Source organism: Caulobacter sp. 1776 (assembly GCF_040545685.1).
In the GTDB taxonomy this organism is placed as follows: Bacteria; Pseudomonadota; Alphaproteobacteria; order Caulobacterales; family Caulobacteraceae; genus Caulobacter.
This window is the reverse complement of the sequence record NZ_JBEPMI010000003.1, coordinates 575415-590371: the sequence shown is the minus strand read 5'-3', so window position 1 is coordinate 590371 and position 14957 is coordinate 575415. Positions and strand designations below refer to the sequence as shown.

Below are 14957 nucleotides of genomic sequence, written 5' to 3'. Positions count from 1 at the left end.
GGTACGGCGTCAGCCCCGCCGACCTGCCCTACGTCTTCCCCAACTGGGCCAACTGGAACGGCGGCGGCAGAGGGCCCGTGCCGCTGTTCGGGTAGGCGATACACTCCGCTCGGAGCGGCGGTGATCTGAATCCACAAAGCCAATCTCAGTAAGGGTTTGCGCTTCAGTCGCGAAGCAGACCGGCCTTGGTTTCGCCATCGCTTGCAACGAAGGTGAAGCGAGTGAATAGCGCCGGAGCGATTGATGACCGCGCCTTTCTTCACAAGCTTGGCCGTGGTGGCGGCGATCGCAATTTCGTCGCCCGCTTCCGCTCTCGAAGCGCGGCGCGCGGATCTGCTCGCGCTTGTTGACCGCGTCACGTGGGGACGTACTTCCGGCGACATCGCTCAAGCCGAACGTCTCGGCACGGACCGATGGCTCAAGGAACAACTGCATCCCGTCGCAAACGCCCCCCTTCCGGAAGCCGTTCAGGCCCAGATCGACGCCTTGCGCATCTCGCGTGAAACGATGGCGCAGATCGCCGTCGCCATGGAAGCTCAGAACAAGGCGGCCGGCAAATTACAGGACCCAACCGAGCGCCAAAATGCGCTATTTGGCTATCAAAAAACCCTAACCGACCTGAAGCAACAGGCGACCGCCCGCTCCCTGCTCCGCGACCTGTATTCCCCGAACCAACTGCAGGAGCAGATGACTTGGTTCTGGTTCAATCATTTCAACGTTCAGGCCGACAAACGCGACATCCGGGCCATGATCGGCGATTACGAAGACCAGGCGATCCGGCCACGCGCTCTAGGCAAGTTTCGCGACCTTTTGAAAGCGGCCGACCTGCACCCGGCGATGCTACGCTATCTCGACAACGACCAGAACGCGGTAGGCCACATCAACGAGAACTATGCCCGCGAGATCTTAGAGTTGCACACCATGGGGGTGGGCTCCGGCTACACCCAGAAAGACGTCGAGGAAATGGCGCGGGTGCTGACCGGCGTCGGCATCGGCTTTTCGCCCGACACACCCAAGTTGAAGCCCGAACAGCAGGCGCTCTACGTCCGGCGCGGCTTGATGGAGTTCAACCCCGCCCGCCACGACTTCGGCGAAAAGACCGTTCTGGGCCGAAAGATCAGTGGGAAGGGTCTCTCCGAGTTCGAAGAAACTCTCGACGCCCTGGCCCGCCAGCCCGCCACGGCCAAGCACATTTCGAGCAAACTCGCGCTCTACTTCATGGACGACGCTACGCCAAAGCTCGTCGACCGTATTACGACGACCTTTCTGCGCAGCGACGGCGATATCGCCCAGGTGCTGGAGGTGCTGTTCAAGTCCGCCGAATTCAGAGCTTCGCTCGGCAAGAAGGTCAAGGATCCGATCCACTACGCGGTCTCGGCCGTGCGCCTAGCCTATGATGGGCGCGCGATAGCCAACACCGCGCCGCTGCAAGGCTGGATCAACCGGCTGGGTCAGGGCCTCTATAGTCGCGACACGCCGGACGGCTATCCGCTGGAGGACGTGGCCTGGTCCGGACCAGGTCAGTTGACTGCGATGTTCGAAGTCGCCCGCCAGGTCGGGTCAAATTCCGCTGGCCTCTTCAAGCTAGATGGCGCGAGCTCAACCGACCAACCGGCGTTTCCGCAACTGCAAAACGGGCTCTTCTATTCGAGCACCCAAGCCCAACTGGGCGCTCCCACCAAATCCGCTCTCGCCCAGGCGCGATCGCCGGCGGAATGGAACACGCTCTTTCTCTCCTCGCCCGAGTTCCTGCATCGATGAGGTCGCCACCATGCGTCGACGCGATTTCCTAGCTGCAAGCCTCGCCGCCTCGGCGACAGCGATCAACGGTCGCGCCTGGAGCGCCCCGGCCACCGACCAGCGCTTCCTGATGATCTTCCTGCGTGGAGGCTACGACGCCATCAACGTTGTAATACCAACCTACAGCGACCTTTACTACGCAAGCCGCCCGACTATCGCAATCGCAAGACCGGATCCCGCAAATCCCAACGCCGCCTTGCCTCTCGATGGTCAATGGAGCCTGCATCCGGCGCTCAAGGACAGCATCTACCCCCTCTGGCAAAGGAAACAGATCGCATTCATCCCGTTCGCCGGGACCGATGATCTGACCCGGAGTCACTTCGAAACCCAAGACACCATCGAATTGGGCCAGCCAGTCGGCAAACCGCGGAACTATCGATCCGGCTTCATGGCGCGAATGGCGCTAGAGTTGTCGGGTTCACGGCCCATCGCCTTCACGACCCAGCCTCCCCTTGCCTTTCAAGGTTCGACAGCTGTGCCAAACCTTGCGGTCACCTCGGTAAGCAAACCGAGCGTCGATGCTCGGCAGGCCAAGCTGATCCAAGACATGTATCAAGGTCACGATCTGCAGGCCGCTATTGCCGAGGGCTTTTCAGTGCGTGACAAGGCCTATTCCACCTTGGCGGGCGAGATGGCCGCGGCCAACCGCAACGCCGTCTCCCCCAGCGGCTTCGAGGTCGCGGCCCGCCGGGTCGGCCGGTTGATGAAAACCGACTACAATCTCGCCTTCCTCGATGTGGGAGGCTGGGACACACATGTGAACCAAGGCGGGGTGACGGGTGTCCTAGCCGATCGGATCAGCCAGTTGGGTCGGGGCCTAGCCGGACTGGTCGAGGAAATAGGATCGGAGACTTGGGCGAAGACTACCGTGCTCGTGGTTTCGGAGTTCGGCCGCACGTTCAAGGAAAATGGTGACCGGGGCACAGATCACGGACATGGAAGTGTCTACTGGGTGCTGGGCGGGTCAGTAAAAGGGGGCAGGATCGCCGGAACGCAGGTGCACCTCACGGCGGACCATTTGAACCAAGGCCGCGATCTGCCCGTGACGACGGACTATCGAAACCTGATACACGAGCTAGTCAAATCAATGTATGGCATCGAGGAATCGAAGATCGAACTGATCGTTCCGGGATCAAGGATGGACAAGCCCGTCCTCACTTGAAATTTCTTATCAGGCTTAGTCTGGCTCAGCCCGATCTTGGGAAACAGATGATTTCCCCATCTCGCTTCGCGCCGTTCGCCCGATGGTCCGACATGCTGCGCACCTCGTAGCCTCGGCTTTCGATGAGGTCGACCAATTCCCTTCGGCTAGATCCAAGTTCGACCAGCATCTCTTCGCAGATTTCCGAAATGATGACCGGCTTGTGTTCACGCATGGTCCGTTCGGCGCCGCGAAACACCATTGTCTCAGCGCCCTCCACATCGATTTTTATGACTGACGGATGAAGGGCATGCTTGGAGACCAGATTATCGATGGTTTCCGCCGGTACGATTTCCAGAACGGCCTCCGCACGTCCCCGAATAGCCGGGTGCGCGAGATCCCCCACGGAGGAGTATTCCTCCCGGCCGGGGACCGTCTTGATTTCAATCTCACCGGGCGCGGAGGAAGCCACGCCCCTAAACGCAATCACTCTCTCCTTAAAGCCGTTGCGCTCGATATTGCTACATAGCCGCTTATAGGCGCCTGACGTTGGTTCGATCGCCAACACCCGTCCCGAGGTAAGGCGGGAGGCCGCGCCAACGGTGAAAAATCCAATGTTGGCACCGACATCGACCACATCGGCGTCCGGCCGGATGTGCTGCACAAAATGGTCGAGCACCTCAGGCTCGTACGTTCCGGTCCGACCTATGCGGCGAAAGAGATGCGATTGCGGCGATAAGAAAAATGAACCGCCGTATTCTGGTAGAGAAACGCTCACATCCTGATCAATGGCCACACTAAGGCGGTCCATCGTCTCGAAAAACATCCGTTCCTGATATATTCGGTGCTTCCTATACAGCTGCAAAGGAAGCGAAAGGCCGGCCATGAGCCAAGGGGTACGCTGAACGACTTGGGATAGCGACATCTTCCCCTCCGCACAACTCGCGCAGAGCTTACACGCTGAACGCCATTTGCGATAGCGCCGACGAATCTCTAGATCGGCCATAGGCGCTCGCGCGATTGCCGTTCGCCCAGGCCGCGACACAAGAAACAATTCGGACAGGCGAAACGCTGGCTCTGCCCGGTAACGTTATCGCGTTGAGCAATTTTTTGCTCGCCCAAGAGCTGCAGACAATCGCGACACTCTGATGTCACACGCTGTGACTACGATCATCTATGGAACATCGTTAACGGCGCCCGTTTGACGTTCAATCACAACTTTTGACGCTGCAGCGCAATAACAAGGTCGCGTCAACGAAAAGCTTACGCTATGAGGCCACTACGCAAAGCGGAATAGCTGCGTTCTCGAAGGTGGGGTTCTTATGACGGTTGAAAGCAATGGTAAGGTTGCGCTCATCACGGGCGTGACCGGGCAGGACGGCGCGTATCTCTCGGAGCTGCTGCTCTCGAAGGGGTACACGGTTCACGGTCTCAAGCGGCGTTCGTCGTCGTTCAACACGGGCCGCATCGAGCACATCTATCAGGACCCGCATGAAGCCAACCCGCGCTTCGTGCTGCACTACGGCGACATGACCGACAGCACGAACCTGATCCGGATCGTGCAGCAGACCCAGCCGGACGAGATCTACAACCTCGCGGCCCAGAGCCACGTCCAGGTCAGCTTCGAAACGCCGGAATACACCAGCAACGCCGACGGCACGGGCACCCTGCGCCTGCTGGAAGCGATCCGCATCCTGGGTCTGGAAAAGAAGACCAAGTTCTACCAGGCCTCGACCTCGGAGCTGTACGGCCTGGTTCAGGAAGTGCCGCAGAGCGAGAAGACGCCCTTCTATCCGCGCAGCCCGTACGCCGCCGCGAAGCTCTACAGCTACTGGATCGTGGTCAACTACCGCGAGGCCTATGGCATCCACGCCAGCAACGGCATCCTGTTCAACCACGAGAGCCCGCTGCGCGGCGAGACCTTCGTCACCCGCAAGATCACCCGCGCCGTCGCCGCCATCAAGCAGGGCTTCCAGGACAAGCTCTATCTGGGCAACCTCGACGCCAAGCGCGACTGGGGCCACGCCCGCGAATACGTCCGCGGCATGTGGCTGATGCTGCAGCAGGAACAGGCCGACGACTACGTCCTGGCCACCGGCGAAACCACGCTGATCCGTGACTTCGTCAACAAGGCCTTTTCGGAAGTCGGCATCACGATCAACTGGTCGGGGACCGGCGTCGACGAAAAAGGCACGTGCGCCGAGACCGGCAAGGTGCTGGTCGAGGTCGACCCGCGCTACTTCCGTCCGACCGAGGTCGAGCTGCTGATCGGCGACCCGACCAAGGCCAAGGAAAAGCTCGGCTGGGTCCACGAAACCAAGTGGGAGCAGCTGTGCGCCGAAATGGTCGCCGCCGACATGATCGGCGTCGCCAAGGAGCAGCGTCGCAATGCCGAATGAGGTGCTCTTTCCTCTAGAAGGCAAGCGCGTCTGGGTGGCCGGCCATCGCGGGATGGTCGGTTCCGCCATCGTGCGGCGCCTGGCCTCGGAAGGCTGCGAGATCCTGACCGCCGGCCGGGACGTCCTGGACCTCGAGCGCCAGAGCGCCGTCGAGACCTGGATCGCCAAGGAAAAGCCGGACGCCATCTTCATGGCCGCGGCCAAGGTCGGCGGGATCCTGGCCAACGACACCTATCCGGCCGACTTCCTCTATAACAACCTGGTCATCGAGACGAACATCGTCGACGCGGCCTGGCGTAGCGGCGTCGGCAAGGTGCTGTTCCTCGGGTCGTCGTGCATCTATCCGAAGTTCGCCCCGCAGCCGATCATGGAGGACAGCCTTCTGACCGGTCCTCTGGAGCCGACCAACGAGTGGTACGCGATCGCCAAGATCGCCGGCATCAAGCTGGCCCAGGCCTATCGCCGGCAGCACGGCTGCGACTTCATCAGCGCCATGCCGACCAATCTCTACGGCATCGGCGACAATTTCGACCTGAACAGCAGCCACGTGATGCCCGCCCTGATCCGCAAGGCCCACGAGGCCAAGCTGGCCGGCGCCGACAGCATCACCATCTGGGGCACGGGCACGCCGCGCCGCGAGTTCCTGAACGCCGACGACTGCGCCGACGCCTGCGTGTTCCTGATGAAGACCTATTCGGACTTCGAGCACGTCAATGTCGGCTCGGGCGAGGATGTCACGATCCTGGAGCTGGCTCAGCTGGTCTGCGAGGTCGTGGGCTTCAAGGGCGAGATCGTCACTGACACCACCAAACCAGACGGCACGCCGCGCAAGCTGATGAGCGCGGATAAGCTGCGGGGGATGGGGTGGGCGCCGTCGATTGAACTTCAGGACGGGATTGGGTCAGCCTACAAGGCTTTCCTGGCCACGCTCGCGACGGCTGCTTCCCAAGCGTCATGATCGCCGACTTCGAAACCTCGGAGGCCCCCGACCACGCGCCTTACGTTGTTGTCGGCGCGGGAGCCGTTGGCCTTCTCTTCGCGACATATCTTTCGCGCCAAGGCAAAGAGGTTCTCGTCCTGGAGACTGGGGGGCGCAGTTACAATGCGTCCGCCCAATCGCTCAACACAAGCATCATCAGCGGTCGCCCGCATGAAGGCGTGACCAGCGGTCGCGCGCGCATCCTGGGCGGCACGAGCACCCTTTGGGGGGGGCAGCTGATTGCATTCGACAAGATTGACATGGAGCCTCGCCCGTGGCTGGGCCTATCGGGCTGGCCGATCAGTCGAGAAGAACTTTCTCCCTATTACTCGAAGGTCGCACAAGTTCTCGGCTTGGATAGTACCAGCGCTGACGATGCGTCGGTCTGGCAAGAAATAAAACTCGAAAGCCCTAATCTCGATCCTGATTTTACCGTCATTCTGACACGGTGGCTGAAAGAGCCCAATATCGCCCGCTATTTCTCGCAAGATCTTGAAACCGCTGCAAATCTAACCGTCCTACTTCATGCTCAGTGTACCGGCTTCCAGTTCAAGGAGGACGGGGCCACCATTTCCGCCGTGTCGATAGCCTCCCCCGGAGGGCGAACGGCCGAGGTGAAGGCCGACAACGTCATTGTCGCAACCGGCACGATCGAAGCTTCGCGACTAATGTTGGCCACGGCGCAACACCAGGTGCCTTGGCGAGACAACCCTTGGGTGGGGCGGTGCTTCCAAGATCACCTGGATGCTCGCAGCGCCAAGGTGCACATCAAGGACAAGCGCGCCTTCCACGATAAGTTCGACAACATCGTCGTGCGCGGCTTCAAATATCAGCCCAAGATTCGCTCGAGCGGCGCTTTTCAGAGAGATAATTCGACCACGAACATAGCCGCGTCGTTCGTGGCGGATTCCGATATTGCCGAGCACATCAGTAAGCTGAAGATCGCCATCCGTTCGATCATGAGAGGTGCTAAGCCGAACAATCTCGGCGAGCTCTTCAAGAGCATCAAAGGCGCCTCGAGCGTGTGGATCCCCTTGGTGCTGAGATATCTGCGCGACAACCGCGTCATGCAGGTGTCGGATCGTGGTTTGTACCTAGTGACGCACTGCGAGCAGATCCCGATCGCGGAAAGTAAGATCCTGCTTTCCACCACTGAACGCGACGCGTTCGGTGTTCCTCTCGTTGATCTCCACTGGCAGGTCGATGGGAGGGAGGTCGAGGGCGTTCGCCACTTCGTCAAGGGTCTCGGAGCGGTTCTGGAATCCCAAGGAATCGCGACGCTCGAAGTCGATCCCCGGCTCGAGAAAGGCGACGCGGATTTCCTCGAAGCCTGCCAAGACACCAATCATCAGTGCGGTGGTCTTCGAATGGCCGTCTTACCGGATGACGGCGTTACAGACACGAACTCGAAGATTCATGGCTGCGAGAATCTCTATATCGCCGGAGCCGCAGTGTTCCCAAGCTCCAGCTTCGCCAACCCAACTTTTACGGCGATGGCGCTGGCTCTCCGATTGGCAGAACATCTAAATGCAAAGTCAGCCGCCTAGTCGCGAATAGTCGCAATCATTAAGCTGCACGAACTCCAGGCCGCACATATGTCATTCATGAGACGAGTATCGAGCGGCGCGGCTGCCAACGTGCTGAACCTGTTTTATGTCACCGCCATCACAGGTCTGACGGTTCCTGTGCTGATTCATGCGTGGGGCGTGCCCGAATATGGGACATGGCTCATGCTAACGGCGATCCCAACCTATCTATCGCTGTCCGACTTTGGGTTCGCTACAGCGGCGACCAACGAAATCGCCATGAGCACCGCTCGTGGCGATCTGGTCCGAGCAACGTCAACCCTTCACTCCGTCTGGGCGCTCAACCTCGTCGCCTGCGCCATTATTGTTCTCGCATCGAGCGTGGCCGGCGCCATCATGTACGCCATCAATTTCCATCGCGAATTCGCTGCGGTAGTTCCTCTTTTGGCGTCCTTCTCCGCGGCGTGCTTGCTGTCTCGCGTCGTTTTGGGCGCCTTTCGCGGTGGCGGCCGGTACGCAACGGGCACCCTCCTCTACGATGGATTGCAGTTCTGCGAAGGCTTAGTCAGCTTGCTAGCAGCGGTTTTTGGCCTCAAGTTCCTGGGCGTGGCGATCACCCTTCTCGCGGCGCGCGCCGGCAGCACGCTGATTTCCTATTTCGTGCTTCGCAAGACGATCCCACATCTTTCTCTCGGGGTGTCTAAGGCGAGCATTGCTCAACTCAAAGAATTGCTCGCCCCAGCCTTTGCGTCGATGTCCATTCCCATCGCTCTAGCTCTCAACATGCAAGGCGTGGCGGTCGTGCTCGGCGCAATCGTCTCTCCGACCGCGACCGCGGCTTTGTCCACCACCCGCACCGTCAGCCGGGTCGCCGTTCAGATCATCAGCGCACTAAATCGGGCGCTCATACCCGAACTCTCGGCCGCCAGCGCGCGCGGCGATCATGGCGCCCGCGCAAAGATTCTGCGCCTCAACCGGCTGGTTCTAATCGCCGTTGCCCTTCCGGCGGCTATCGCCTTTATCGCCATCGGGGGACCGCTCGTCTCACTGTGGACCTCCGGCAGGATCGTCCCCCCCTTCCCGACCGTGGCCGCTCTTGGGGTCGCAATGGCCCTTCACTGCATATGGTTCTTTGGCACCAACATGCTTTCGGCTACCAATGCCCATGGACGGATGGCCGTTGGCCTCTTGTTTGCATCGATCCTGACCGTCGGCCTTGCTTACGTCGGCGGTCATGCTTACGGCATCAATGGCGTCGCGGTTTCAATCGCCATCGGCGAGCTTTGCAATGTCGCTATTTTCTATGTGATTCAACGTCGCCTGAAACCGAACCTTGGCTAACGACAAGCTTCAGAAAACCCCGATGCATACTCGAGCGCAAAGAACGAAAACAGTCGCTAGTCGGCGCGCCCAAGGCGCCGCTGACTGGAAACTGTCCTCCTACGGCATCTCCTTCGGGATTTACCTGACGCTATTCCAATCCATAGCCGGTATCGGGCAAGTCCTCTCGTTCGTCGCCATCGCGATCCTTTTCATCGTGGCCCTCCTGTCCGCAGCGCAGCGGCATGGAAAACGCCTGGAGTTCGATCTCTTCGACGTCTGGGCCATTCTTATCACCTTGCTTTCCGCGACAGCGTTCTTCAGCGAGCAGAACGAGAATTCAGCATACTTCACGCTTATCTTCGCGCTGGCCTGCGCGGCGGTCTCGCTGATCGCCAAGACGATCCCCCTACGGAACACTCTCCTGGCCTTGGCCGTCGCGCACGGCGCAATGACGGCTACCGCACTGGCCGTCTATCCTAGCGATATCCTGACTAGCCTGAACCCAGCATCCGCGATGCGCTGGAGCTTGCGGGTGCGCCCATTCAACCTCCACCCGAATTTGGTGGGCTTCATGTTCAGCGGCGGCGCGATTCTTGAGATCTACGCCGCAACTGTCAGCAAGTCGCGGCTTAAGAAGATCCTCTACGGCGTGCTGGCCGTGGTCTCGCTCGCCGTCGCCGTCGCGGCCTCCGCCCGCGCGGGGCTGCTTGCTTTCTTCGCGAGCGCGGTCGTCGTCGGCCTGCTCTATTCCAAGCAGCTTTTTCGAGCCAATCCGCGCGCCTTTCTGGCGACTATCGGCGGCGGCGTTCTGGCCGCGCTCGCGCTCGCTCCCAGCGCTCTTTCGTACGCCAACATCGTGTTCGAACTCGACTCGACGACGCGCGGTCTAAATTCTGGCGGGTCAGGGCGCATCGACCGCTGGATGACCTCGATCGAATATTGGACCCGCGGCAACGTCTTTATCGGCAGTGGATTGCGCACCGTCGGCGTCGACAGCGTAGGCTTCGCTTCAACCGAGAATTCTTACCTGAACATCGCCATCGAAAATGGGCTTCTGGGCCTGGCGGTGTCACTCCTGATAATCGGCGCGACGCTGACTGCGTTCAGCCGAAATCGCTCAGGAAAAGATACACTTATAAATGGCTTTGCGGTTTGGATTATTGCGTATGCTCTAATTCAATCCATGTTTAATCGCTACCTAATTGCGATCGGGAACAATCTATCCCTAACCATCCTTTTCATTATTGCCTCTGCGCTTGCGCAGACGTCGCACAGACGCTCATCGGCGCCGCGTTCTGAATCCAAGAGCTCTACGCTTCAGCAGGCGCAATAGGGACGGTCCTTATCGGACGCTCTGTTTCGATATGAATCGCGCCCGTATCGCCACCGGAAGCACAAGAAGCCGCTCAAGCCGTCCGCGAAAGTCAGCATAAGAGGTGACAGCCAATGCTCAGCAATACCTGGCCGGAGCTTCCGCATCCTGTTTCTAGAATTGGCCTTGGCTGCGCCAGGCTCACTGGCGGAATGGGACTCAAGCAATCCGCCTCGGTAATTGAAGCAGCTCTCGACGCTGGCGTAACTCATTTCGACACCGCCCCATCCTACGGGTTCGGCACGTCCGAAGCGGCGTTGGGAAGGATCCTGCAAGGCTCCCGAAACACGACGATCGCCACCAAGGTTGGAATAAGGGCGCGCGGAAACGGCAACCTCATGTCCGCGGCCCGGATGCTCCTTCGCCCACTGGTCGCGCAGCTGCCCGGTTTGAGGGCCCGAATTGGAAGATCGCTTGCTCCGCCCAAGACGGACACGCACGACCATTTCGACCTGAATTTCGTTCGAAGCTCCATCGAGCAATCCATGCTGACGCTGGGCCGCGATCGGCTGGACGTACTCTTGTTGCACGAACCCTCGTCGCGACCGGAAGAGGCGCTGATCGAATATCTCGCGTCCATGCAGCAACAGGGGGGCATCGGCCTCTACGGCATCGGAACCGGACTTGAGTTGAAATCGTCGCCCGCGATCGGCGATGTCGTTCAGCACCGCTGGTCCCCGGTCAATCCGTTGCGCGGGAAACGCGATATCCTGCACGGGGCCCTGCGCTGGTGGTTGCCGACCTTCGGCGAAGTCATTTCAGAACTTCGTCGAGATAACAAACAAGTCTTCGACCGCTTCGCTTTCGACGCCAGCGATGATCGGAACCTGGCTGGCCTACTGTTGACGTTCGCATTGCGCGATGCACCCAATTCGACGTTTTTGATTTCTTCCAACGATCCGAACAGAATTAGGGCGATCACGAAGGCGATCGATTGGAGGTTCGTCGCCTCAGCGCAAGAAGGTGACGATCAAACCTACAGCGCGATCAAGGCCGGCCTCGTCTCAAAAATCGGATTGAGCCACCTTCCGACGACACCGACCCTCAGCTTGTAGCTGGAAACTAGCGAAACATACCCAGAGCACAACAGAACACCGCTCTGCGCCACCACAACGGCCAAAAATACGCGAGCAGACAATAGAAGCAGTAGCCCCTGGATGAGCACGGACCCGCGCTCACCACGGCATCTGATCTCGCAAGCCAGATTAAGCATATAATCTTGATTGCAAGTGTATGCGATTATAGATCACAGGCTGATGGGCTGATACATTGTCGCTCAGTCAGGGCTACGATTGATTAACTGGGGATTAGCGCGTTGGCTTCCACTCAAGTATCTCCGCTCGGCCAGCGCCCCACAGTTGCCGTCATGTATCATATGTTTCCACACTATCGCGCGCCCGTCCTATCGGCTCTATCTCAGAGCACGCTTTTCGATTTCTCGTTTTGGGCGGGTATCGATGACATTGAAGGCATCAAAGTATTTCGTGGCAACGACACTGTTTCTATAAATCCGCTTAGAACACTTCGCCGAGGCAGCTCGCTTGAGCTGCTAAACTTCTGGAAGCCGCTGATCGCGCTGCGTCCTTCGACTGTGATCTTAATCGGCAATCCCAATCTGATCACGACATGGTGCGCGGCCGTGCTCGCCCGCCTGATGGGCGCCAAGGTTCTTTTCTGGACCCATGGTTGGCTAAAGCCTGAATCTCGCCTCAAGGCGAAACTGCGAAACCTCTACTTTTCGCTTGCCGACAAGGTGCTGGTATATGGCGATCGGGCGGTCAGCCTCGCGAGAAAATCCGGCTTCGACGCGGACAAAGTAGTACCGATCTACAATTCCCTGGATTGGGAAGCTGCAGATCGAAATTTCCATCGATTGGAGCAACAGCCTCCGCGCGAAGAAGCTTCATCCACGCCGACCGAAATTGTCTGCACCGCGAGAATAACCAAGCATTGTCGCTTTGACCTGTTGATTCAGGCCGCGAACTTGCTGCGCAAAGAAGGTGTTCAGACCAAAATTACTCTTGTGGGAGATGGCCCCGAGAGATCTCCACTGGAAGACCTGGCCAAAACTCTCGATGTCGACCTAAAATGTCTCGGCGCCATCTACGATGAAGGCGTGATCGCCGGCATCATTTACGATGCGGATATCACGGTATCGCCTGGAAAGGTGGGGCTAACGGCGATGCATAGCTTGAGCTATGGCACACCCGTCATTACCCATGGCGATCTCGACCAGCAGATGCCCGAAGTGGAAGCTATCGTTCCAGGCGTGACCGGCGACTTTTTCCAAGCCGATGATGTTACGGACTTGGCCCGCAAGATCAAAATCTGGATTCAAACGCCAAGAAATCGGGAAGATCTGCGTCAGAACTGCCGCAAGGTAATGATCGATCGCTATACACCTGAAAGTCAACGTAGGCGCATCGAGCAAGCGATCGAAAGCGTCCTACATGGTTAAGCCAGCTGACCTCCCCGCCCCCATGAGCGTCGCTGACAGCATGCTTCAGCGCGCGAGGCAGGAGATTGATCCCCCTTGGAAAAAGGTGCTTCGCCGGCTGGCGATCCAGATCATCCGGCGCAATAAGCGCATCGCGGATATCGGAGAAGGTTTCCAATGGGGACGCCCACTGAGCCTTCCGATACTGGGAAAGGCCAGGATAGGACGCTACGTCTACATCGGCGGGGGCGGTTCGATCATCAGCCCCATCGTGATAGGCGACTTTTCGATGCTGGCCGCCGGCGTATGTGTCGTCGGGAATGATCATCGCATCGACGTCGTGGGCGGACCGACTCGCTTAGAGTTTGCCTCTGCGGAACGGCCCGTGACCATTGTCGAAGCCGACTGCTGGATCGGCCAAAGAGCGACTATTCTCGAGGGTGTTACGATAGGTCGGGGCGCGGTCGTCGCGTCTTCCTCTGTCGTTACAAAATCCGTTGAGCCGTACACGATTGTCGCCGGAACGCCGGCGCGCCCGGTCAGAAAGCGTTTCGCGCCGGATGACCAAAAGAAGCACGACCTTGCACTGTTTGGTCGCCGCTTCCTCGATAACGACGAAGGAGCTGGCAGTGACCGCTGAGACCTCCAGGTTGCGCGAAGGCGCGGCCTCATTTCCACTCAAGCATAAGCTGCTGAGGTTCACCTGGCGTATCACATGGCTGATCTTCGGCTCGTGGACGCCTGTACAACTGAGGTTTTGGAGAATATTTCTCCTTCGCTTTTTCGGCGCCAAGATTGGCTCCCGCTCAGATGTGCGAAAGGGAGCGAAAGTTTGGTTTCCACCAAACCTTACGATGGGCGAAAACTCCCTCGTGGGTCCGGGAGCTGAAATCTACAACATGGCCCCGATTACCATCGGGCGTAATTGCATTATTTCCCAAGGCGCTTTCCTTTGCGGCGGCACCCACGACGTGGACGATCCCATGTTCACGCTGATCACAAAGCCGATCGTCATCGAAGATGATGCATGGATCGCCGCGGACGCATTCGTTGGACCCGGCGGAATTGTGGGGCGCGGCGCCGTTCTCGGCGCGAGAGCCGTAACGTCGTCCAGGCTTGCGCCTTGGACAATCTATGCCGGAAATCCGGCCCGCCCAATTCGCGAGCGTCGTTGGCGGGTGAATGAGCCGGAGCTCGGTCAGTGAAATATTCGATCGTTACAATCGCGTTCAATAATTTGGCCGGACTACGCCACACTTATGCGAGTGTCCTCGCTCAGTCCTATACGGACTTTGAGTGGATCGTTATCGACGGCGGCTCATCGGACGGCACGGTCGAATTCCTTCAATCTGAAGTGAAGATAGAGGACTTTCGATTCATTTCAGAGCCTGACACCGGCATTTATAATGCCATGAACAAGGGGCTGTCCCGCTCACTCGGAGACTACGTAACGTTTCTGAATTCTGGAGACAGCTTCTCAAGCAAAGACACACTCGCCAGCGTGACTGCCGCCCTGAAGGATGATCGCCCGACCGTCATCTATGGCGACGCTATAGAGGCTGATGGTGAAAATCAGTATTACAAGACCGCGAGAAAACCGACCGCCAATCGTTATGTAATGTTCACGCACCACCAGGCGATTTTTTACCGAACGGACGTGGCAAAGGCACACCCCTACGACGAGACCTATAGGTTCGGAGGAGACTGGGCTTTCACAACCAAGATCCTTCGCCTGGCCGATACGAGTAGCTTTTACGTGCCGGAAGCGATCTGTATTTTTGAGCGTGGAGGCGTGTCGCAAACTGATCGACATCGCGCCCGCATCAATCGGGAGCATTGGCGGACCTACAGAGAAGTCGGCGGCCTCTCGATACCTATCGCGGCGACATTTTGGCTCCTGAAGACCCAGACCAACAAAATTCGATCCCTAGCTCCAGGACTGTACGACTTCGTTAGATACAGAAGGAAGTGAGAAGATCT

Annotated in this window: 13 protein-coding genes; 12 read left to right on the top strand and 1 reads right to left on the bottom strand. The window is 58.7% G+C overall.

Features of this window, described 5'->3' with window-relative positions:
- Nucleotides 1–243: 243 nt before the first annotated feature.
- Together ABIC66_RS11295 and ABIC66_RS11290 are read left to right on the top strand one after the other, a co-directional pair.
- The gene (locus ABIC66_RS11295) at nt 244–1761 is read left to right on the top strand and encodes a DUF1800 domain-containing protein (protein WP_354070292.1); all 1518 of its coding nucleotides are present in this window, start codon (nt 244–246) and stop codon (nt 1759–1761) included.
- Between the two features lie 10 nt (nt 1762–1771).
- Nucleotides 1772–2962: a DUF1501 domain-containing protein gene (locus tag ABIC66_RS11290; protein ID WP_354070290.1), complete on the top strand. Its 1191-nt coding sequence runs from the start codon at nt 1772–1774 to the stop codon at nt 2960–2962.
- Between the two features lie 25 nt (nt 2963–2987).
- On the opposite strand, the gene ABIC66_RS11285 is transcribed toward ABIC66_RS11290, so the two are convergent.
- Nucleotides 2988–3866 (bottom strand): FkbM family methyltransferase, encoded by an 879-nt coding sequence (locus ABIC66_RS11285; protein ID WP_354070288.1) that lies wholly within the window; start codon nt 3864–3866, stop codon nt 2988–2990.
- A 397-nt stretch (nt 3867–4263) separates the two neighbouring features.
- On the opposite strand from ABIC66_RS11285, the gene gmd reads away from it, so the two are divergent.
- The 10 genes from gmd to ABIC66_RS11235 all read left to right on the top strand — a co-directional run bounded on the left by gmd (nt 4264) and on the right by ABIC66_RS11235 (nt 14949).
- Nucleotides 4264–5340: a GDP-mannose 4,6-dehydratase gene (gmd, locus tag ABIC66_RS11280; protein ID WP_354070286.1), complete on the top strand. Its 1077-nt coding sequence runs from the start codon at nt 4264–4266 to the stop codon at nt 5338–5340.
- Nucleotides 5330–6298: a GDP-L-fucose synthase gene (gene fcl / locus ABIC66_RS11275; protein WP_354070284.1), complete on the top strand. Its 969-nt coding sequence runs from the start codon at nt 5330–5332 to the stop codon at nt 6296–6298. The genes gmd and fcl overlap by 11 nt, the downstream gene beginning before the upstream one ends.
- Nucleotides 6295–7866 (top strand): FAD-dependent oxidoreductase, encoded by a 1572-nt coding sequence (locus ABIC66_RS11270; RefSeq protein ID WP_354070282.1) that lies wholly within the window; start codon nt 6295–6297, stop codon nt 7864–7866. The genes fcl and ABIC66_RS11270 overlap by 4 nt, the downstream gene beginning before the upstream one ends.
- 90 nt (nt 7867–7956) lie before the next feature.
- A complete protein-coding gene (locus ABIC66_RS11265; RefSeq protein ID WP_354070280.1) occupies nt 7957–9186 on the top strand; it encodes a lipopolysaccharide biosynthesis protein in 1230 nt (409 codons plus the stop codon).
- Nucleotides 9179–10501 carry an O-antigen ligase family protein gene (locus ABIC66_RS11260; protein WP_354070278.1) on the top strand — a complete coding sequence of 441 codons (1323 nt, stop codon included), beginning with the start codon at nt 9179–9181 and terminating at the stop codon, nt 10499–10501. The genes ABIC66_RS11265 and ABIC66_RS11260 overlap by 8 nt, the downstream gene beginning before the upstream one ends.
- Nucleotides 10502–10614: 113 nt before the next feature.
- The gene (locus ABIC66_RS11255; RefSeq protein WP_354070277.1) at nt 10615–11595 is read left to right on the top strand and encodes an aldo/keto reductase; all 981 of its coding nucleotides are present in this window, start codon (nt 10615–10617) and stop codon (nt 11593–11595) included.
- 260 nt (nt 11596–11855) lie between these two features.
- Nucleotides 11856–12998 (top strand): glycosyltransferase, encoded by a 1143-nt coding sequence (locus ABIC66_RS11250; RefSeq protein WP_354070275.1) that lies wholly within the window; start codon nt 11856–11858, stop codon nt 12996–12998.
- Nucleotides 12999–13020: 22 nt separating this feature from the next.
- Entirely contained in the window at nt 13021–13617 is a 597-nt protein-coding gene (locus ABIC66_RS11245) for an acyltransferase (protein WP_354070274.1), read from the top strand.
- Entirely contained in the window at nt 13607–14182 is a 576-nt protein-coding gene (locus ABIC66_RS11240; RefSeq protein WP_354070272.1) for a DapH/DapD/GlmU-related protein, read from the top strand. The genes ABIC66_RS11245 and ABIC66_RS11240 overlap by 11 nt, the downstream gene beginning before the upstream one ends.
- Nucleotides 14179–14949 (top strand): glycosyltransferase family 2 protein, encoded by a 771-nt coding sequence (locus ABIC66_RS11235; protein ID WP_354070270.1) that lies wholly within the window; start codon nt 14179–14181, stop codon nt 14947–14949. Before ABIC66_RS11240 ends, ABIC66_RS11235 begins: the two co-directional genes overlap by 4 nt.
- Nucleotides 14950–14957 lie beyond the last annotated feature (8 nt).

Excerpts from the sequence above, each read along its gene's own strand:
- ABIC66_RS11285 (WP_354070288.1), bottom strand. The coding sequence starts at position 3,866 with ATGTCGCTATCCCAAGTCGTTCAGCGTACCCCTTGGCTCATGGCCGGC.
- ABIC66_RS11270 (WP_354070282.1), top strand. The coding sequence starts at position 6,295 with ATGATCGCCGACTTCGAAACCTCGGAGGCCCCCGACCACGCGCCTTAC.
- ABIC66_RS11255 (WP_354070277.1), top strand. The coding sequence starts at position 10,615 with ATGCTCAGCAATACCTGGCCGGAGCTTCCGCATCCTGTTTCTAGAATT.
- ABIC66_RS11290 (WP_354070290.1), top strand. The coding sequence starts at position 1,772 with ATGCGTCGACGCGATTTCCTAGCTGCAAGCCTCGCCGCCTCGGCGACA.
- gmd (WP_354070286.1), top strand. The coding sequence starts at position 4,264 with ATGACGGTTGAAAGCAATGGTAAGGTTGCGCTCATCACGGGCGTGACC.
- ABIC66_RS11295 (WP_354070292.1), top strand. The coding sequence starts at position 244 with ATGACCGCGCCTTTCTTCACAAGCTTGGCCGTGGTGGCGGCGATCGCA.
- ABIC66_RS11245 (WP_354070274.1), top strand. The coding sequence starts at position 13,021 with ATGAGCGTCGCTGACAGCATGCTTCAGCGCGCGAGGCAGGAGATTGAT.
- fcl (WP_354070284.1), top strand. The coding sequence starts at position 5,330 with ATGCCGAATGAGGTGCTCTTTCCTCTAGAAGGCAAGCGCGTCTGGGTG.